Genomic DNA, 18699 nt, shown 5'->3' with positions numbered 1-18699 from the left:
GGTACGGGTGGCTGGATTGGACAAATGTTCCCCTCGATCGGCCCGCGTAGCATGAAACGGTGCGGACATTCGTGCACGGCGCGGCTGTGTGGGACGTGGCATGCCCGCGGCGGCCCAGCCGGGTGGCCGGTGTCACCATGGCCGGGTTCCGGGTCCGTGACCTGGACACGCTCCGGATGGTCCCGCATCCGGCCGTGACGCTGCTGGTGGAGTTCGGCGCCGGTTCGGCCGTCATGGACTACGCCGCCGGGCGGCAGCAGCGGGGAAGCATCGTCGCCGGGCCCGGGCTCGGGGCCGGAGGCGCGGTCCGGGCACGGGGTGAGAACGTCGAGTGCGTGCAGGTGCGCCTGTCCCCGGCGATCGCACGCGCGGTTCTGGACGTCTCCCCCGCCGACCTCGACGGCACCGTGGTGGCCCTCGACGACCTGTGGGGCCGGGAGGCGTCCCGCATCCGCGAACGGCTGAGCGAGGTCTCGTCGTGGCAGGAACGCTTCGCGTTGACGGACGCGCTGCTCGCCCGCCGGCATGAGGCGAGGCCGCCGGTGGACCCGGAGGTGGCCTGGGCCTGGCAGCGGATCGTCGCCGGCCGCGGCCTGGTCCGGGTCGACGGGCTGGCGGCCGAGGTCGGATGGAGCCGTAAGCGCCTGTGGTCCCGGTTTCGCTCGCAGATCGGCCTGCCGCCCAAACGCGCGGTGAAGCTGGTCCGCTTCGATCATGCCGCCCACCGCCTGGTCGCGGGTGAGGGCCCGGCCCGAGTCGCGGCCGACGCCGGCTATGCCGACCAGTCCCACCTGCATCGGGACGTCGTGGCGTTCACCGGGGTGACGCCCGCGACCGTGGCCGGCGAGCCGTTTCTGGTGGTCGACGACATCGCGTGGCCCAGCCAGGTGACACCCGCCGGTTCGCCGGTCGGCCGCACGTGAGACGGCCACCGCTTCGGTCACCGACCGCACGTGAGACGGTCGCCGGCCAGATGTGAGGCGGCCCACCGCTACCGGGCGGTCACGAACTCCCGCGCACCGCGCAGCCTGGTCCGCAGCTGTCGCTGGGTCACGGCGCAGTCCAACCGCACATCGAGCGGCCCAGGCAGGTCGGTGTCGGCACGCCGACCGGACGGCAACCGAGCCGGATCCAGTCCATCGCGCCGGGCTACGAGGCAGCCCAACTCATATCGGCTCACCGCATCCGCCCCGGCCACGTGATGGATCCCGGCGCGATCGGAGTTCGCGAGCTCCAGGAGGGCTGCCGCCAGATCACCGACATGCACCGGACAGCGCACGTCGTCGGTGAACAACACTCCCTGCGTGCCGCCTGCGGCCAGCGCGTGCACGAAGTCCTCGTGTGGAGAGCCGCCGTCACCGATGATCAGCGACGTCCGTACGACCACCGCCGCAGGATCGATCGCCTGCACGGCCACCTCCGCGGCCGCCTTCGCCGCTCCGTACGGACTGACCGGGTCGGGCACGCAGTCCTCGGCATAGGTGATCGCCCTGCCCGAAAAGACGGCGTCGCTGGACACGTGCACCAAACGTGCGCCGTTCCCGGAGGCCGCGACGGCCACGTGAGCGGCGCCCATGGCCGTCGTCACCCAGTCCGACTGGCGGTAGGCCGCGTTGATGACGACGTCAGGGCTGAACGCGCCGATCAGGTCGACCACGGCCGTACGGTCGCGAACATCGAGCGGCAGCCAGTCGACCCCCGCTGCCGTTCCCGGCCGCGTCAGACAGGTCGCGGCCACGACGTCAGCGGCCGTCGCGGACTGCCGCACGAGTTCGGCGCCGAGAAAGCCGCTGCCGCCCACGATGAGGATTCTCATGAGCTGCGACCGTAGCGGACCGTGCTACGCCACGACGTTACGCCGGTAGTAGTACGTCCCGCCCGGCTCACCACGGCGGCCCGGTAGAACTGAAGCATGCATCGCGATCGCACGGTCGGCGAACTGCTGCGGGAGTGGCGCCGGCGCCGCCGGCTGAGCCAGCTCGACCTGGCCGTACAGGCGGACGTGTCCAGCCGGCACATCAGCTTCGTCGAGACAGGCCGTACGGTCCCCAGCCGCCGGATGCTCCTGCACCTGGCCCAGCACCTGGACGTCCCCCTACGCGAACGCAACCGGCTCCTGGTCGCCGCCGGGTACGCCCCCGCCTACGAGCGGCGCCCGCTGGAGGACCCGGAGCTGGCGCAGGCGTACGAGGCCATCCAGGGCGTGCTGCGCGGGCACGAGCCGTTCCCCGCCGTCGCCGTGGACCACCACTGGAACGTGCTGCTCAGCAACCCGGCCATGGAGATCTTCCTGGACGGCGTCGACCCGGAGCTCCTGAAATCGCCCGTCAACATGATGCGGCTGGGCCTGGACCCGCGCGGGTTCGCGACCCGGCTGCAGAATCTGGGGCAGGTACGGGCGTACCTGCTGCCCCGGCTCGCCCGCCAAGCCGCCCGCACGGGAGACCCCGAACTGAGTGCGCTGTACGAGGAACTCCGGTCCTACGGCAGCGAGGACGACCCGCCCACCGCCGGGGCCGCCGACATCGCCATGCCCATCCGGCTCCGGCACGACGGGGTCGAATTGAGCTTCTTCAGCACGATCACGACGTTCGGGGCGGCCTTCGACATCACCCTCGAAGAGATCGCCATCGAAACCCTCTTCCCCGCCGACCCCACGACCACCGCCTACCTGCGTCGCCTGGCCACCTCGTGATCAACAGCTCTCCACTGTCGCCAGTTGCCCGGACAAGGAGCCTCAACGGCATCGGTCTCCGGGTGCGCTGATCACAAAAGGTTTGCGCGAGGGGCGGCGATCAGATAGATCTTGCTGCCGGACTCCTGTCGGCAGGACCGAGGAGCCACGACATCGAGAGGAGGGATAAGCCCATGATCCCCATGATCACTGCGCTTGTGTCCTCCCGGGGCGCGGACCACGTCTGACCCCGGAGCGGACAGGCGCCTTCACCGGAGAGTGCCTTGACCGTGAAACAGAACGACCTGACCATCCGCCCGATCACCGGGCACGAAGAACTCAACCTCTTCTCCCGGCTTCCCTACGTCCTCAACGAGGAACTGGCGGACGACCTCGCCGCCGGTCGCCGCCGTCCGCAGTGGATGTGGGCGGCCCTTCGCGGCGACCACCTGGTGGCCAGAGCCGCCTGGTGGGGCCGGAACGGCGACGACACACCGTTCCTCTTGGACATTTTCGACATCGACGACAGCAGCGCGGATCACGAGCGCATAGAGATCGGCGTACGCCTGCTGCAGACCGCCATGGCCGAGGTTGTCCCGGCAGGCACCCGTCCCCCCGGGTACAGCCGCATGATCCCGCCTGACTGGCGCGAGGCCGGAGCGACCAGGCGCGTCGTCGAGGACCGCATGGCCGCCCTGGAACGGACCGGTGCCCGCCTACTCGTCGAACGGCTGCGCCTGGAGTGGCGCCCCGGGACGCCGATCTCCGATCCCGGTGGACGCCTGGCGTTCCGGCCGGTCCGGGACACCGAAGACATCCTCGCCCTGATGACCTTGGTCCTGGATGGCACGCTGGACGCGCACAGCCGCGACGATCTGACTCGGATGTCCCCCCGCGAGGCGGCGGTCAGACACTATGAGGACGAGCTTGCGCATTACCGGAGCCCGCGAGACTGGTGGCGGGTCGCGACGCTGCCGGACGGCGAGCCGGTGGGGTTCGTCACCCCGGCCCGCAACGACTACAACCCCATCATCGGCTACCTCGCCGTGCTGCCCGCGCACCGAGGCAACGGCTACATCGACGACATCCTTGCCGAAGGCACCCGTATCCTCAGCGCGCAGGACGTCCCGCGTATCCGGGCGGCCACGGATCTCGGTAACGTTCCCATGGCGAGCGCCTTCCAACGCGCCGGATACGTCAACTTCGAACGGACGATCAACATGACGTGGGACTGATCCGGGCATCGGGCGGGAGGCCACAAACGACCTTCCCGCCCGGCTCGGCCGCATCCGGCGAAAGCCCTTCGGCCCTGGCGCCCTATTGCCAGCCGGCCCCGTCTGCCGACAGCCGTCCCGTGTTGAGAGTCAATCCCTGCTCCTCCCGTCTCACTGTGCGGGCGAGGGTTCCAGCAGGTTCATCGCATAACCGGGCAACCGGCGGGCCAGCGAGCGAAGCGAGTGGGGGTTTCGGGGGTCGAAGGGGGGCGGGAGCCCTCCTGGGAGGCGCTGGCCGTAGCGCCCCTATCGCGGAGGACCGTGCTGTTCCCGCTCAGGCGGTCTTGTGGCCGGCGCGGAGGAGGCCGTAGGTGACTGCCTGCTCCAGGGCCTGCCACGACGCGTCGATGATGTTCTCCGCCACCCCGACCGTGGCCCACTCGGACGTGTCGTCGCTGGAGGTGATGAGGACGCGGGTGATGGCGTCCGTGCCGTGGGTGCCCTCGAGTATGCGGACCTTGTAGTCCACCAGCTCCAGCTTCGCCAGCTCGGGGTACAGCTGCTCCAGCCCCAGCCGCACGGCCTTGTCCAGGGCGTTGACGGGGCCGTTGCCCTCGCCCGTGGCGACGATGCGCTCGCCCTTGGCGTGGAGCTTGACGGTGGCCTCGCTGACCAGTTCGCCGCCCTTCGTACGCTCCACGATCACGCGCCACGACTCGACCTCGAAGTGGCGCTTGCGCTTGCCCTCCACGGTGTCGCGCAGCAGCAGCTCGAACGACGCGTCCGCGGCCTCGAAGGTGAATCCGCGCGACTCAAGGTCCTTGACGCGTTCGACCAGGGTCTTGGTGTGTTCCGGGGTGAGGTCGTAGCCGAGTTCGCGGCCCTTGAGCTCGACCGAGGCGCGGCCGGCCATGTCGGAGACGAGCATGCGCATGTCGTTGCCGACGGCGGCGGGGTCGATGTGCTGGTAGAGGTTGGGGTCGACCTTGATGGCGCTGGCGTGCAGGCCGGCCTTGTGGGCGAAGGCGGAGGTGCCGACGTACGGGGCGTGGGAGTTGGGGGTGACGTTGGTGACCTCGGTGATCGCGTGGGCGATGCGGGTCATTTCGGCGAGGGCGGTCGTGGGGACGAGGTCGAAGCCGCGCTTGAGCTGGAGATTCGCCACGACCGTGAAGAGGTTGGCGTTGCCGGAGCGCTCGCCGTAGCCGTTCGCGCAGCCCTGTACGTGCGTGGCCCCGGCCTTGACGGCGGCCAGGGTGTTGGCGACGGCGCAGCCGGTGTCGTCGTGGCAGTGGATGCCGACGCGGGCGCTGGTCAGGACGGCCTCGTGGACGATCTCGGCGAGCTCGTCGGGGAGCATGCCGCCGTTCGTGTCGCACAGGGCGATGACGTCGGCCCCGGCTTCGGCTGCGGTCCTGAGGACTTCGAGCGCGTAGGCTGGGTTGGACTTGTAACCGTCGAAGAAGTGCTCGGCGTCGAGGAAGACTCGCTGTCCCTCCGCACGAAGGTGAGAGACCGTGTCGCGGATCATCGCGAGGTTCTCCTGGAGAGTCGTGCGGAGGGCCAGCTCCACGTGCCGGTCGTGGCTCTTGGCGACAAGGGTCACGACCGGCGCGCCGGATTCGCGCAATGCGGCCACCAACGGGTCGTCGGCTGCCTTCACACCGGCTCGGCGGGTCGCACCGAACGCGGCGAGCTGCGCGTGCTTCAGGTCCAGCTCTGTTTGAGCACGCCTGAAGAACTCTGTGTCCTTGGGGTTGGCGCCCGGCCAGCCCCCTTCGATGAAACCGACGCCCAGGCTGTCCAGGTGGCGCGCGACGGCGAGCTTGTCGGCGACGGTGAGGCTGAGCCCCTCCTGCTGGGCGCCGTCACGCAGCGTCGTGTCGTATACGTGGAAGCGGTCGTCGGCCATGAGTCTCTCTTCTCTGGAAGCCTCTGGAAAGCAAAAAGACCCCTCACGGACGTGAGAGGTCTGCGCGCTGGCGGTGTCCCTTGTCAGCCAGCGCGCCTGCTGATAATGAGCAGACCGTAGAACATGGTGCCGCCCAGTCTGCCATACGCATTCAGCATCTGGCACATCGATCTCAGCTTCTGGGACAAGCCTTTACACGGTGACGCCGTCACCACCTGTGATGACGCGCTCGAGCGCGGCCGGGTCGAACGCCTCGTTGCCCAGCAGCTTCCCGTCGAGCAGCACCGTGGGCGTGCCCTGGAGGCGGACCTTCGCGGTCTCCGCCAGATGGGCCTGCGCGTACGACTGCGACCTGACGCACTCGTCCACCGACGCCCCCGCCTGCCTGGCGGCCTTGACCAGGTCCTCGACGGCGAATCCGGACGCCTCGCCGTGCGGCGCGGGCTGCATGGCGTACAGCTCGTCCCTGAAGCTGAGCCAGTTCTCCTCGGGGACGCAGCGGGCGGCAGCGGCGGCGCGGATGGAGTTGGAGCGCATGGGCTCCTCCTCGAAGATCGTCACCGGGTGGAAGACGACCTTGACCTTGCCTTCCATGGCGAGTTTCCTGATGGTGCCGTCTACCTTGGCGTGCATGTCCTTGCAGACCGGGCAGTCGAAGTCCTCGTACACGTCCAGCACAGGGGCGTCCCCGCCCCGGTCGGCCAGGACCATCGATCCGTCCATCTGCCGGGTCAGCCGCACCCCGTCGGACGATCGGCCCGGCTCCGAGAACGACACCACCCCGAGTATGGCGATGGCCACGCACGCGAGCGCCACCGCCAGCAACCGCTTCATCATCAGCCCACTCTCACCTCATTGATCGCGCAGACCTTACCCGATGCCGGGAGAATGGATATATGAAGGCATACCTCCTAGATCCCGCCGTAGCACAGTACGTCCTCGCGCACACGACCCCGCCCGACGCCCTGCTGGACGAGCTGGCGAAGGAGACGCTCAGCGCCACCGGGGACGCCGCCGGCATGCAGATCTCGCCCGATCAGGGCACCTTCCTGACCATGATCACCCAGCTCGTGGCGCCCCAGGTCGTCGTCGAGGTGGGGACGTTCACCGGCTACTCGTCCGTGTGCATCGCCAGGGGCCTGTCCGGCGGGCGGCTGCACTGCTTCGACCTGAGCGACGAGTGGACCTCCGTCGCCCGCCGCTACTGGCGCGAGGCCGGGGTGGAGGACCGCGTGACGCTCACGCTCGGCCCCGCGCTGGAGACGCTCGCCGCCTTCGACCAGACCGTCGACCTGGCCTTCCTCGACGCCGACAAGGGCAACTACCCCGGCTACTACGAGCTGCTCATGGAGCGCCTGCGGCCCGGCGGCCTGATCGTTGCGGACAACACGCTGCGCCGGGGCCACGTGGCGGACCCGGCGCACGAGGAGCAGACCACCGTGGAGATCCGGCAGTTCAACGACCTGGTGATGGAAGATCCGCGGGTGACGGTCCTCATGCTGCCGGTCGCGGACGGGATGACCCTGATCAGGAAGAACTAGGCGCGGCGGCCGGGCCCTCGCGGACCCGGCCGTCCCCACTAGACGATCTTGTGGATCCAGTTGTGGGCGTCGGGGCGGGCGCCGTACTGGATGCCCACCAGCTCCTCACGCACCCGCATCGTCACCGGGCCGGGGTTGCCGTCGGCGACGCTCCAGGAGCGGTCGGCGCCCTTCACCGTGCCCACCGGCGTGACCACGGCCGCCGTGCCGCACGCGAACACCTCGGTGAGCTCCCCGGACTCGCATCCGGCCTGCCACTCGTCGATCGAGATGAGGCGCTCCTCGGTCTCCAGGCCCAGGTCGCCGGCCAGCTCCAGGATCGACTCCCTGGTGATGCCGGGCAGCAGGGTGCCGGTCAGCGCGGGGGTGACGAGCTTGTCGCCGAAGACGAAGAACAGGTTCATCCCGCCCATCTCCTCGACGTACTTGTGCTCGTGGGCGTCCAGCCACACCACCTGGTCGCAGCCGTTCTCCACGGCCTGCCGCTGCGCGACGAACGCGGCCGCGTAGTTGCCGCCGCACTTCGCGAAGCCCGTGCCGCCGGGGGCGGCCCGCGTGTACTCGGTGGACAGCCAGACGGAGACGGGCTTGAGCCCACCCGTGAAGTACGAGGCCGCCGGGGAGGCGATGACCATGTACTTGTACGACTTCGACGGGTAGTTGACACCGAGCCCCGCCTGGGTGGCGATCATGAAGGGGCGCAGGTAGAGGCTGTGACCCTCGGTCGTGGGCACCCATTCCTTGTCGGTCTGGACGAGGAGCTCGAGCGACTCCACGAAAGCCTCCTCCGGCAGCTCCGGCATGGCCATCCGGAGCGCGGAGCGGTTGAAGCGGGCGGCGTTCGCGTACGGGCGGAACGCGACGATCGAGCCGTTGGCCTGGCGGTAGGCCTTGAGCCCCTCGAACAGCTCCTGCGCGTAGTGGAAGACCGAGGTGGCCGGGTCGAGCGAGAGCGGGCCGTACGGAAGGAGCTTGGCGTCGTGCCAGCCCTGCCCCTCGGTGTAGTCGATCGAGACCATGTGATCCGTGAAGGTCTGCCCGAAGCCGGGGTTCGCCAGTACCTGCTCCCGCTCGGCCGCGGTGCGAGCGTGGTCGGATAGCTGCACGTCGAAGCTGAGCTTCTGAGCGATGGTCATGACGTCGGTCCTTCTCTCTGCGAATCTGCCCAAATCTACAGAAATCTGCGGATCGGTGCTGGTAAGCGGGCGCTGCCCGGAAGGCAGTCCCGGTACTTCCTATTGTCTCGCTATATGGGATGGCAAGCGGCCAATGCGGCGATCAGCCCTTTTGGACGCAAAAAAGCGCCTGGCGGCCCTCGTCGGACCACCAGGCGCGTTGGGGGCTAGGCGGTCCTAGCCGGATACTCGCGCGGTGATGTCGTCACCGATCTCGTGGGTGGTGCGACCCGCCCAGCCGGCCAGCCGCTCGAGGATGTCATCGGCGACCGCCTGCTCGACCTTGGCCGCCTCGGCGTGCAGGCCGAGGTGGTCGAGGAGCATGGCGACGGACAGGATGGTCGCGGTGGGGTCGGCCTTGCCCTGGCCCGCGATGTCCGGGGCGCTGCCGTGCACCGGCTCGAACATGCTCGGCGCGGACCGCTCGGGGTTGATGTTGCCGCTGGCGGCCAGGCCGATGCCGCCCGCGATGGCGGCGCCCAGGTCGGTGATGATGTCGCCGAACAGGTTGTCGGTGACGACCACGTCGAACCGCTCCGGCTGGCTCACGAAGAACATCGAGGCCGCGTCGATGTGGCAGTAGTCGGTCGTGACGTCGGGGTATTCCGCCGCCAGGCGGTTGACCGTGCGCTGCCACAGGTCACCGGCGAAGGTGAGGACGTTGGTCTTGTGGACGAGCGTCAGCTTCTTGCGCGGCCGCGTGACAGCCTTCTCGAACGCGTAGCGCACCACGCGCTCGACACCGTAGGCGGTGTTGAGCGACTCCTGGGTGGCGATCTCGTGCGGGGTGCCGCGCCGCATGGCGCCACCGGTGCCCGCGTAGAGGCCCTCGGTGCCCTCGCGGACGACGATCATGTCGATGTTCTCCGGCGGCGTGTCGGCCAGCGGGGTCTCCACGCCGGGGAACAGCTTGACCGGGCGCAGGTTGACGTAGTGGTCGAACTCGAAGCGGAGCCGCAGCAGCAGATCGCGCTCGAGGATGCCCGGCGGCACGCTGGGGTCGCCCACGGCGCCGAGCAGGATCGCGTCGTAGCCGCGCAGCTCTTCGAGCACGGCGTCGGGCAGCGTCTCGCCGGTACGGTGATAGCGTGCGGCTCCCAGGTCGTAGTGAGTGGGCTCGATCTTCGTGCCCACTGCCTCCAGGACCTTGAGCCCTTCGGCCACGACCTCGGTGCCGATCCCATCGCCGGGGATGACGGCCAGACGGATGTTACGCGACTCCATGGGCGGTACCTTACCGCGTCGTCTCGGCTGACGAACACTTCATCTCATCTTTCGGACGCCCCCTTTGTCCGGTATTGCGGTTCTTTGACCGTTTCGTTAAAGTCACCGACCAGCCTAATCCGCGCGCCGTTGCGTGGAGCCGGGGACCCACATTCCCCCTGGGGCGAGTCGGCACCCCCATGCCGTAGGGCTACTTCCAGGCCCGAGCCCGTCAGCTAACCCGGCCGGCCTTATGGAAGGACAGACCCCTGTCTCGAATCGCCATTGTCCTGGCGGCGGGCGCCGCCGGGCTCATGCTGGCCTCCCCAGCCCATGCCTCGGCCAAGATCGACGACCTCACCACCCTGACCGGCGGCCAGATCAAGGAAATCCAGGCGAAACAGGCTCCGAAGCCCGCCTGGAAGGTCGCCATCAAGTTCGCCATGAGCAAGCGCGGCACCCCGTACGTGTGGGGCGGCGCCAGCCCGAGCGGATACGACTGCTCCGGGCTCATGCTCAGGGCGTACGAGCACGCCGGAATCGAACTCCCCCGCACCGCCGCCGAACAGTACGGCGCGTTCACCAAGAAGATCGCCTGGAAGGACCTCAAACCCGGCGATCTGGTCTTCTTCCACGGCCTCGGGCATGTCGGGATGATCTCCCGGCCCGGCTACATGGTCCACTCGCCGCACACGGGTGACGTGGTCAAGGAAGAGCGCCTGACCTCCTGGCGCAGAGACTCCTTCGTGGGTGGCGTCCGCCCCGACCGCAAGGGCGTACGGCTCTGGTCCAAGCTCCAGAAGCAGCGCGACGAAACGCCCACCACCCTCACGGCCACCCTGTAGGAGGCCGCGGCGTCCGCCTCCCCACGCGACGGTCAGGGGAGGCGGGCGTCGAAGATGAGCTCCCAGGCGCGGGTCCTGGCGCGGGCCACCGCGCCCAGCAGGACGCCGCTGTCCCCCAGCGTGCTGGCCACCACCGACGGCCGCAGCGGGCCGAGCTCGGCGATGCGGGCCTCGATGGACTCCCCCAGGAGGTCCAGGTTGCGGCCCACGCCGCCGCTGAGCACGATCACCTCCGGATCCAGCACGGCGGCCACCGCCACCAGCAGGCCGCCGATGCGGCGCCCCTCGGCCTCCACCACCGAGCGGGCCACTCCGTCGCCGGAGGCCGCCGCGGCGAAGACCTTCTTGGCCGTCCGCAGGCTCAGGCCGGCGGCGCGGGCCGCGCGGACCACTCCGGGCGCGGCGGCGACCGCCTCCGTGGCGCCGTGGGCCAGGGCGTCACCGGCCGGCGGCGCCGGGTCCTCGGTCGCGGGCAGGTACGAGACCTCCCCCGCCGCTCCCCGAGCGCCCACGTACAGCTCACCGTTGATCACGATGCCCATCCCGACGCCGGTGCCGACGGACACCAGCGCAAAGTTGGACTTGCCGCGCCCCGCCCCGTGCGTGTGCTCGCCGACGGCGGCCAGGTTGATGTCGTTCTCGATGACGAGGTCGACCTCCATCTCGGCGCGCAGGCGCTCGGCCAGGTCGGATCCGGGCAGGTTGGGGGCGAACTCCAGGCGGCCGAGCTCCGGGTCGTACACGCCGGGCGTGCCGACGACGGCGCAGGCGATGTCGGGCCAGTCGACGGCGGCCTCATGGGCGGCGGCCCGGCACAGCTGTCCGACCAGGAGGGCCAGTTCGGCGGAGGTGAGGGCGGTGTTGCGCCCGTCCCTCCGGCCGGCGAATTTCCCGCGCAGGTCGGCGACGGCGACCCTGATCCAGTCACGCCCGATGTCGACGCCGGCGACGTGGGTGGCGGCGGCGTTGACGTCGTACAGGGACGTGACCGGCCCCGGGCGGCCGGAGACCTCGCCGACGAGGTGAACGAGCCCGTCCACCTCCAGCCCGGCCAGGGCCGCGGACACCGTGGGCTTCGACAGGCCGGTGATCTTGGCGAGGTCGGTGCGCGAGGCGGGGCCGTGCTCCTGAAGATGGTCGAGCAGGCGGCGCTCGTTCAGCACTCGCAGCATCCGCGGATTACCCAGGTCGCCCCGCATCTCACCCTCCTTGAGGAAACAGAGCCTAGCCAACTTGCCTGATAGTAAATTACCTTTCTTACCAAGCACAGGGGCGGCACATCCGGAAGGACGAAGTGCGATGCACCGAGCATGGCGATCAATCCCTGTCGCGGCGGTCCTCCTGGCCGCCGCCTGCGGAAACGCCGGGAACAGTACCGGAAACGGCACCGGCGCCACCGCCACGACCACGCAGAACCAGGGCGGCAAGACGATCGCGCTGTTCCTGCCCGAGTCCAAGACCACCCGATACGAGGCGTTCGACCGCCCGCTGTTCGAGGCGAAGGTCAAGTCGCTCTGCCCCGACTGCAAGATTCTCTACAGCAACGCCGAGCAGGACGCCCCCAAGCAGCAGCAACAGGTCGAGGCCGCGCTCACCCAGCAGGCCGACGTGCTCGTGCTCGACGCCGTGGACGCCAACGCCGTGGCTCCCCTGGTGAACCAGGCCAAGCAGAAGAAGGTCCCGGTCATCGCCTACGACCGGCTGATCTCGGGCATCGACTACGCGTACTACGTCTCGTTCAACAACGTACGGGTGGGCGAGATGCAGGGCCAGGCCCTGCTCGACGCCATGACCGCCAGGGGCACGGCGGCGAAGGGCCAGATCGTGATGATCCACGGCTCCCCCACCGACCCCAGCTCGGCCGACTACAAGAAGGGCGCCAAGAGCGTGCTGGACGGGAAGGTGAAGGTCGGCAGGGAGTTCGACACGCCGGACTGGAGCCCCGACAAGGCGCAGCAGGAGATGGAGCAGGCCATCACCGCGCTGGGCAAGGACACCATCACCGGTGTGCTGTCCGCGAACGACGGCATGGCGGGCGGCGCGATCGCGGCCATGAAACGCGCGGGCTACAAGCAGCTCCCGCCGATCACCGGCCAGGACGCCGAGCTGGCCGCCGTCCAGCGCATCCTCACCGGCGAGCAGTACATGACCATATATCTGGACATCAGGGCGGAGGCGGAGAAGTCCGCCGAGCTCGCCGTCGCCGTCGCCAAGGGCGAGCAGCCCACCGCGCCCGCCAAGGTCAACAACGGCGCGGCCGACATCCCGGCGTTCCTCCTCGACCCCATCCCCGTCACGGCCGACAAGGTCAAGGACACGATCGTGAAGGACGGCTTCTACACCGCCGCCCAGCTCTGCACGGGCGAGGTCAAGGCCGCCTGCGAGAAGCAGGGCATCGAGTAGATGCTCTCGGCGACAGACATCTCCAAACGGTACGGGGCGGTCCAGGCGCTCGACGGGGCCCGCCTGGACCTGCGCCCCGGCGAGGTCGTGGCCCTCATGGGCGACAACGGCGCGGGCAAGTCCACGCTGGTCAAGGCCATCTCGGGGGTCGTGACGCCGGACGCCGGCACGATCACCGTGGACGGCTCGCCGGTCAGGATCGCCAACCCGCACGACGCGCAGGCCCTCGGCGTCTCGACCGTCTACCAGGACCTCGCGCTCTGCGAGAACCTCGACGTCGTGGCCAACCTCTTCCTGGGCACCGAGCGCCGCCGCGGCTCGCTGCTGCGCCACATCGCCATGGAACGCGCGACCCGCGACCTCCTCGGCCAGCTCGACGTGCGCATCAGGGACATCAGGGTGCCGGTCGCCATGCTGTCGGGCGGCCAGCGGCAGTCGGTGGCCATCGCCAGGGCGCTCATCGGCGAGCCGCGGCTGGTCATCCTCGACGAGCCCACGGCGGCCCTGGGGGTCGAGCAGACGGCGCAGGTGCTGGCGCTGATCGGGCGGCTGCGCGAGCGCGGGCTCGCGGTGCTGGTCATCTCGCACAACCTCGCCGACGTACGCGCGGTGAGCGACCGCGTGGTGGTGCTGCGGCTGGGCCGCAACGCCGGTGAGTTCACCACGGCCACCGCCTCCCAGGAGGAGATCGTGGCCGCGATCACGGGGGCGGGGACATGACCGACACGCTGGTACGCAGCCCGTACACGCCGAAGGTCGCCGTCGAGCGGCTGCGCCAGGGGGACGTCGGCGCATGGCCGGTGGTCGGCGGGCTGATCGCGATCGCGATCGTGTTCAGCACGCTCAACGACCGCTTCCTGTCCCCCGAGAACCTCACCAACCTCGTGCTCCAGATGGCCGCCACCGGCACGATCGCGCTCGGCATCATCATGGTGCTGCTGCTCGGCGAGATCGACCTGTCGGCGGGCTCGGTCAGCGGCCTGTGCGCCACGATCATGACGATCGTCCACGTCAAGCAGGGCTGGAACCCGCTGCTCGCCATCCTCCTGGCGCTCGCCGTCGGCGCGGCGATCGGGTTCCTGCACGGCCTGATGCTGACCAAGCTGCGGATGCCGTCGTTCGTCGTGACGCTGGCCGGGCTGATGGGCTGGCTCGGCCTGCTGCTCTACCTGCTGCGGCAGGGCGGGACGATCAACCTGCCGTTCACCGGCTTCATCTCCAAGCTGAGCGACACCTGGCTGCCGGGCTGGCTCGCGTGGACGGTCGCGGCGGCCCTGGTGGCCGTGTCGGCGGGCGCGTCGCTCGCGGTCAGGAGGCTGCGGCTGGCGGCCGGGCTGCCGGTGACGCCGCTGTGGTGGTCGCCGGCCAAGGCGGGCGGGCTGGCGGTGCTGCTCGCCGCGGCGGTGATCGTCATGTCGGCGGACCGCGGCGTGCCGCTTCTGCTGATCATCTTCGGGGCGCTGGTGGTGCTGCTCGACCTCATGCTGAGGCACACCACGTTCGGGCGGCACCTGTACGCCGTCGGCGGCAACGCCGAGGCCGCCAGGCGCGCCGGCATCAACGTCACCAGGATCAGGATCCTCGCGTTCATGCTGGCCTCCACGCTGGCTGCGGCCGGGGGCATCCTCGCCGCCAGCCGCCTGTCGGCCGTCAACCAGGGCTCGGGCGGCAGCGACATCCTCCTCATGGCGATCGCCACCGCGGTCATCGGCGGCACCTCGCTGTTCGGCGGGCGCGGCCGGGCCTACGACGCGCTGCTCGGCGTCCTGGTCATCCAGGCCATCTCCAACGGCATGTACCTGCTCAGCGTGGACTCCTCGGTGCGGTTCATGGTGACCGCCGCGGTGCTGGCGCTGGCCGTGGCCATCGACTCGCTCGCCCGCAGGGGCGCCGCCCGGTGACCCGGGTCCTGGGCATCGACGTGGGCGGGACGAAGGTGGCCATCGGGGTGTCCACGGCCGACGGCCCCGCGCTGTCCGCCCACGTCCGCCTGGACACCGGGCCTGACACGCTCGCGCGGGCGCTCGCGGCGGCCCGGGCCCTGGACGGCGCGCCCGCCGCGGTGGGCTTCTCGACGTGCGGGGTGATCCGCGATGGCGTGGTACGGCTCGCCCCGAACGTCCCCGGCTGGGAGGGCCTCGAACTGCCGAGGCTGCTCCAGGAGGCGTACGGCGCCACTCCGGTGTCCATCGACAACGACGTGAACGCGGCGGCCGCCGCGGAGCTGCGCTGGGGCGCTCTGCGCGGGGTCTCCACGGGCGTCTACCTGAACCTGGGCACCGGCCTGGCGGCGGCCCTGGTGGTGGACGGCCGGGTGGTGCCGGGCGCCCACGGCGCGGCGGGCGAGATCGGCTACCTCCAGGTGACGCCGGGCGAGCCCGCCTTCGCCGACGGCCGGGTGCCCCTGGAGGAGCGCGTCGCGGGCGGCGCGCTGGCCGCCCGCGGCACCGCCCTCCTGGGCCGCCCCGTCACGGCGGCCGAGCTCCTGGGCGGAGGTCACGCGCGGGAGCTGGTGGACGAGGCGCTGCGGACGCTGGCCATGAGCGTGGCGAACCTGTGCGTGGTCCTCGATCCCGAGCGCCTGGTGGTCGGCGGCGGCATGATGGGCGCGGCGGAGCTGATCCTGCCGAGACTGGCGGCCGAGGTCGGCCGGGCGGTGCCGTTCCCGCCGGAGGTGCGCCCGGCCCGCTTCGCGGACGACGCGCCCCTGCTGGGCGCGCTGGCGCTGGCCCGCGCGGCGGTAGCGTAGGGGAATGGCACTGGAGCAGGTGCATCTCACCGGGGAGAAGGCCACCCTGCTCGCCACCCTGTACGGGCGGGCGCTGGACGCGCGGTCCCCGGATCCGATCCTCGGCGACGACCTGGCCGCCGAGGCGGTCGAACGCATCGACCACGACTTCACCGAGACCGGGATGAACGCCGGCCTGGCCGTCTCGGTCGCGATCAGGGCGCGGTTCATCGACCGGTGGGCGGCCGGGTTCCTGGCCACCCATCCCGAGGCCACCGTGCTCCACCTGGGCTGCGGCCTCGACACCCGCGTCCACCGGCTGGACCCGCCGCCCAGCGTCCGCTGGTACGACGTGGACTACCCCGACGTGATCGAGCTGCGGCGGCGCCTGTTCCCCGAGCGGCCCGGCTACCGCCTGATCGGCTCGTCGGTCACCGAGCTGAGGTGGCTGGAGCAGGTCCCGGGCCACGCCGCTGTGCTGGTCGTGGCCGAGGGCCTGCTCTACTATCTCGACCCCGGCGAGGGCCGGGCCCTCATCAGGGCGATCGTCGACCGCTTCCCCGGCGGCCAGTTCGTCTTCGACGCGGTGAGCCCGCTCGGGCTCAAGACGCAGAAGTTCAACAGGCCGGTGCGCAAGGCGGACGCCCACCTGGTCTGGGGCATCGACGGGCCGGGCGAGCTGCTGGCGATCCATCCGAGGTTGCGTTGCCTGAGCGCGGTGAGCGCGTTCGACATCGAGGGGTTCGACCGCCTGCCGACGCCGCACCGCGTCGCGGCCCGGATCGCCGGGCTGCTGCCGGGGGTGAAGCGGGCGGCGGTGTTCTACCGGCTCGGGTTCTGAGGGGCGCCGCCGTTGTCCCTGCGGTCCAGGGCGGTCTGCAGGGCCTGCGCGGCCTCGTCCTCATGCTCTTCGGCACGGTTCCAGGCATACATCTCGTACATGTGACTCATCTCATTTCGCGAGCCGTTCGGCGGACGAATGGGACTTATTGGCCGACACCACGACGCTCCGCGGCGAGTCGTCGACCTGCCCTAACAGGCCCCGCCGCGGCAGGTAATAAGTACGAGCACCTGGCGCATTACCAGCAACAGTACCCCAGCAATCTCATTGGATGTCCTAGTATCTTGCATACTGAGACAAGAAAGGCCGCCACCCGGATCCGGGTGGCGGCCTTCAGAGCCGGAAGGAGGCTCAGCCCTCCAGGTCCACGGAGCGGCCGCTCTCGGCGCCGATCTCGTTCCCGATCTGGTCGAGCACGTCGGCCGGGATCGCCGAGTCGACGGTCAGCGCGATGAGCGCGTTGCCGCCCTTGGTGGAGCGGGCCACCTGCATCGAGGCGATGTTGACGCTGTGCTCGCCGAGGAGACGGCCGACCACGCCGACGATGCCGGGACGGTCGGTGTAGGTGAAGAACGCCAGGTGGGCCGTCGGCTCGATCTCCATCTCGTAGCCGTTGACCTCGACGATCTTCGTGATCTGGCGCGGGCCGGAGAGCGTGCCGGACACCGAGACCTGGCGGCCGTCGGCGAGCACGCCGCGCACGGTCACCACGTTGCGCCAGTCGGGGCTCTCCGAGCTGGTCACCAGCTCCACGTTGAGACCGCGGTCCTTGGCCAGCAGCGGCGCGTTGACGTACGTGACCTGCTCCTCGATCACGTCGGTGAACACGCCCTTGAGGGCGGCCAGCTCGATCACCCGCACGTCCTCGGAGGCGATCTCGCCGCGCACCTCGACGTCGAGCTTGGTGGCCACCTCACCGGCCAGCGCGGTGAAGACGCGGCCGAGCTTCTCGGCCAGCGGCAGGCCTGGCTTGACGTCCTCGGCCACCACGCCGCCCTGGACGTTGACCGCGTCCGGCACGAACTCGCCCGCGAGCGCCAGCTTCACGCTCCGCGCGACCTGGGTGCCGGCCTTCTCCTGGGCCTCGTGCGTGGAGGCGCCCAGGTGCGGCGTGGCGACGACCTGGTCGAGCTCGAACAGCGGGCTGTCGGTGCACGGCTCCTTGGAGAACACGTCGAGACCCGCTCCCGCGACGCGCCCCTCCTTGATCGCCGAGTAGAGGGCGCCCTCGTCCACGATGCCGCCGCGGGCGACGTTGATGATGCGCACCGACGGCTTGACCTGGTGCAGCTCCCTGTCGCCGATGAGACCGAGGGTCTCCTTGGACTTGGGCAGGTGGACGGTGATGAAGTCGGCCTGCTTGAGCACCTCTTCGAGGCTGAGGAGCTTGACGCCCATCTGCGCGGCGCGGGCCGGCGGCAGGTAGGGGTCGTAGGCGATCAGCTCGACGCCGAACGGCTGCAGCCGCTGGGCCACGAGCTGACCGATCTTGCCCAGACCGAGGATGCCGACGACCTTCTCGTCGAGCTCGACACCGGTGTACTTGGAGCGCTTCCACTCCCCGTTCTTCAGCGCGGCGTGGGCCTGGGCCGTGTTGCGCGCGCTGGCCAGGATGAGCGCGAGGGTCTGCTCGGCGGCGCTGGTGATGTTGGAGGTCGGCGCGTTGACGACCATGACACCGGCCTTGGTGGCGGCTTCGACGTCGACGTTGTCGAGGCCGACGCCGGCGCGGGCGACCACGCGCAGCTTCGGCGCCGCGGCGATGGCCTCGGCGTCGACCTGCGTGGCGGAGCGCACGATCAGGGCGTCCACCCCGGCGAGGGCGGGCAGCAGCTGGGAACGGTCGGCGCCGTCGGTGTGGCGGACCTCGAAATCAGCGCCGAGTACGGCGAGGCCAGCCTCGGACAGCTCCTCTGCGACCAGAACGACGGGCTTGTTCACTGGTGTGGATCCTTAACGGCACGGCGGGCATTCGGGGGACACGTCCACGGATCCCCCGACGGTCCCACAGATTCTATCCGGCGCTTGTGAACGCGTTCACGAGGCACCCACGATGTGAGACAGCTCCGCTCTACCCCCGGAGGAAGAAACTCATCCACTCCGCTCACATCTTTGTCTTGATCGGGAGATTTATTCGCCATTAGCCTGATAAGCCGTGGCCGA

Annotated in this window: 17 protein-coding genes and 1 riboswitch; of the genes, 10 read left to right on the top strand and 7 right to left on the bottom strand. The window is 69.9% G+C overall.

The genetic code is table 11. The features are described 5' to 3' along the window. The first annotated feature begins 59 nt into the window (after positions 1-59). The gene (locus ACWDRB_RS54165) at positions 60-923 is read left to right on the top strand and encodes a helix-turn-helix domain-containing protein (protein WP_449908373.1); all 864 of its coding nucleotides are present in this window, start codon (positions 60-62) and stop codon (positions 921-923) included. Between the two features lie 68 nt (positions 924-991). On the opposite strand, the gene ACWDRB_RS54160 is transcribed toward ACWDRB_RS54165, so the two are convergent. Next, complete coding sequence (locus tag ACWDRB_RS54160) at positions 992-1816, bottom strand: SDR family oxidoreductase (RefSeq protein ID WP_449908371.1); 825 nt, start codon at positions 1814-1816, stop codon at positions 992-994. A gap of 96 nt (positions 1817-1912) precedes the next feature. Between ACWDRB_RS54160 and ACWDRB_RS54155 the strand changes: the two genes are divergently transcribed. Together ACWDRB_RS54155 and ACWDRB_RS54150 are read left to right on the top strand one after the other, a co-directional pair. Then, positions 1913-2695: a helix-turn-helix domain-containing protein gene (locus tag ACWDRB_RS54155; RefSeq protein WP_449908370.1), complete on the top strand. Its 783-nt coding sequence runs from the start codon at positions 1913-1915 to the stop codon at positions 2693-2695. A 263-nt stretch (positions 2696-2958) separates the two neighbouring features. Next, positions 2959-3909: a GNAT family N-acetyltransferase gene (locus tag ACWDRB_RS54150; RefSeq protein WP_449908368.1), complete on the top strand. Its 951-nt coding sequence runs from the start codon at positions 2959-2961 to the stop codon at positions 3907-3909. 313 nt (positions 3910-4222) lie between these two features. On the opposite strand, the gene cimA is transcribed toward ACWDRB_RS54150, so the two are convergent. Beyond that, a complete protein-coding gene (cimA, locus tag ACWDRB_RS54145; RefSeq protein ID WP_350729667.1) occupies positions 4223-5800 on the bottom strand; it encodes a citramalate synthase in 1578 nt (525 codons plus the stop codon). Between the two features lie 192 nt (positions 5801-5992). Continuing rightward, on the bottom strand, positions 5993-6637 hold the full coding sequence (locus ACWDRB_RS54140) for a DsbA family protein (protein WP_449908366.1): 645 nt from the start codon (positions 6635-6637) through the stop codon (positions 5993-5995). Positions 6638-6696: 59 nt separating this feature from the next. On the opposite strand from ACWDRB_RS54140, the gene ACWDRB_RS54135 reads away from it, so the two are divergent. Continuing rightward, positions 6697-7341 (top strand): O-methyltransferase, encoded by a 645-nt coding sequence (locus tag ACWDRB_RS54135; protein ID WP_350729663.1) that lies wholly within the window; start codon positions 6697-6699, stop codon positions 7339-7341. Positions 7342-7379: 38 nt separating this feature from the next. Here the strand turns inward: ACWDRB_RS54135 and ACWDRB_RS54130 are convergent, their stop codons facing one another. After that, positions 7380-8477, bottom strand: coding sequence for a branched-chain amino acid aminotransferase (locus tag ACWDRB_RS54130; protein WP_449908364.1), 1098 nt, complete (start codon positions 8475-8477; stop codon positions 7380-7382). Between the two features lie 216 nt (positions 8478-8693). Then, positions 8694-9740, bottom strand: a complete 1047-nt coding sequence (locus ACWDRB_RS54125; protein ID WP_350729660.1) for a 3-isopropylmalate dehydrogenase — start codon at positions 9738-9740, stop codon at positions 8694-8696. A 101-nt stretch (positions 9741-9841) separates the two neighbouring features. Next, a riboswitch (cyclic di-AMP (ydaO/yuaA leader) is annotated at positions 9842-9985 on the top strand. A 48-nt stretch (positions 9986-10033) separates the two neighbouring features. Between ACWDRB_RS54125 and ACWDRB_RS54120 the strand changes: the two genes are divergently transcribed. After that, positions 10034-10564, top strand: coding sequence for a C40 family peptidase (locus tag ACWDRB_RS54120; protein ID WP_449908361.1), 531 nt, complete (start codon positions 10034-10036; stop codon positions 10562-10564). Positions 10565-10596: 32 nt separating this feature from the next. Here the strand turns inward: ACWDRB_RS54120 and ACWDRB_RS54115 are convergent, their stop codons facing one another. After that, entirely contained in the window at positions 10597-11763 is a 1167-nt protein-coding gene (locus tag ACWDRB_RS54115; RefSeq protein ID WP_449908359.1) for an ROK family protein, read from the bottom strand. Between the two features lie 100 nt (positions 11764-11863). On the opposite strand from ACWDRB_RS54115, the gene ACWDRB_RS54110 reads away from it, so the two are divergent. Genes ACWDRB_RS54110 through ACWDRB_RS54090 form a run of 5 tightly spaced genes read left to right on the top strand, consistent with a single transcriptional unit; the run spans position 11864 to position 16536 of the window. Next, entirely contained in the window at positions 11864-12967 is a 1104-nt protein-coding gene (locus ACWDRB_RS54110; protein ID WP_449908357.1) for a sugar ABC transporter substrate-binding protein, read from the top strand. Next, positions 12968-13687, top strand: a complete 720-nt coding sequence (locus tag ACWDRB_RS54105) for an ATP-binding cassette domain-containing protein (protein ID WP_350729654.1) — start codon at positions 12968-12970, stop codon at positions 13685-13687. Further along, a complete protein-coding gene (locus ACWDRB_RS54100; RefSeq protein ID WP_449908354.1) occupies positions 13684-14868 on the top strand; it encodes a sugar ABC transporter permease in 1185 nt (394 codons plus the stop codon). Before ACWDRB_RS54105 ends, ACWDRB_RS54100 begins: the two co-directional genes overlap by 4 nt. After that, positions 14865-15716: an ROK family protein gene (locus ACWDRB_RS54095; RefSeq protein WP_363976114.1), complete on the top strand. Its 852-nt coding sequence runs from the start codon at positions 14865-14867 to the stop codon at positions 15714-15716. Before ACWDRB_RS54100 ends, ACWDRB_RS54095 begins: the two co-directional genes overlap by 4 nt. 4 nt (positions 15717-15720) lie before the next feature. Next, a complete protein-coding gene (locus ACWDRB_RS54090) occupies positions 15721-16536 on the top strand; it encodes a class I SAM-dependent methyltransferase (protein WP_449908352.1) in 816 nt (271 codons plus the stop codon). 351 nt (positions 16537-16887) lie between these two features. On the opposite strand, the gene serA is transcribed toward ACWDRB_RS54090, so the two are convergent. After that, positions 16888-18477 carry a phosphoglycerate dehydrogenase gene (gene serA / locus ACWDRB_RS54085; RefSeq protein WP_449908350.1) on the bottom strand — a complete coding sequence of 530 codons (1590 nt, stop codon included), beginning with the start codon at positions 18475-18477 and terminating at the stop codon, positions 16888-16890. Positions 18478-18699: the final 222 nt, after the last annotated feature.

The sequence above is a fragment of the Nonomuraea sp. NPDC003707 genome (assembly GCF_053587055.1).
The sequence above is the reverse complement of the archived record's forward strand: the minus strand, read 5'-3'. Positions and strand labels throughout refer to the sequence as shown.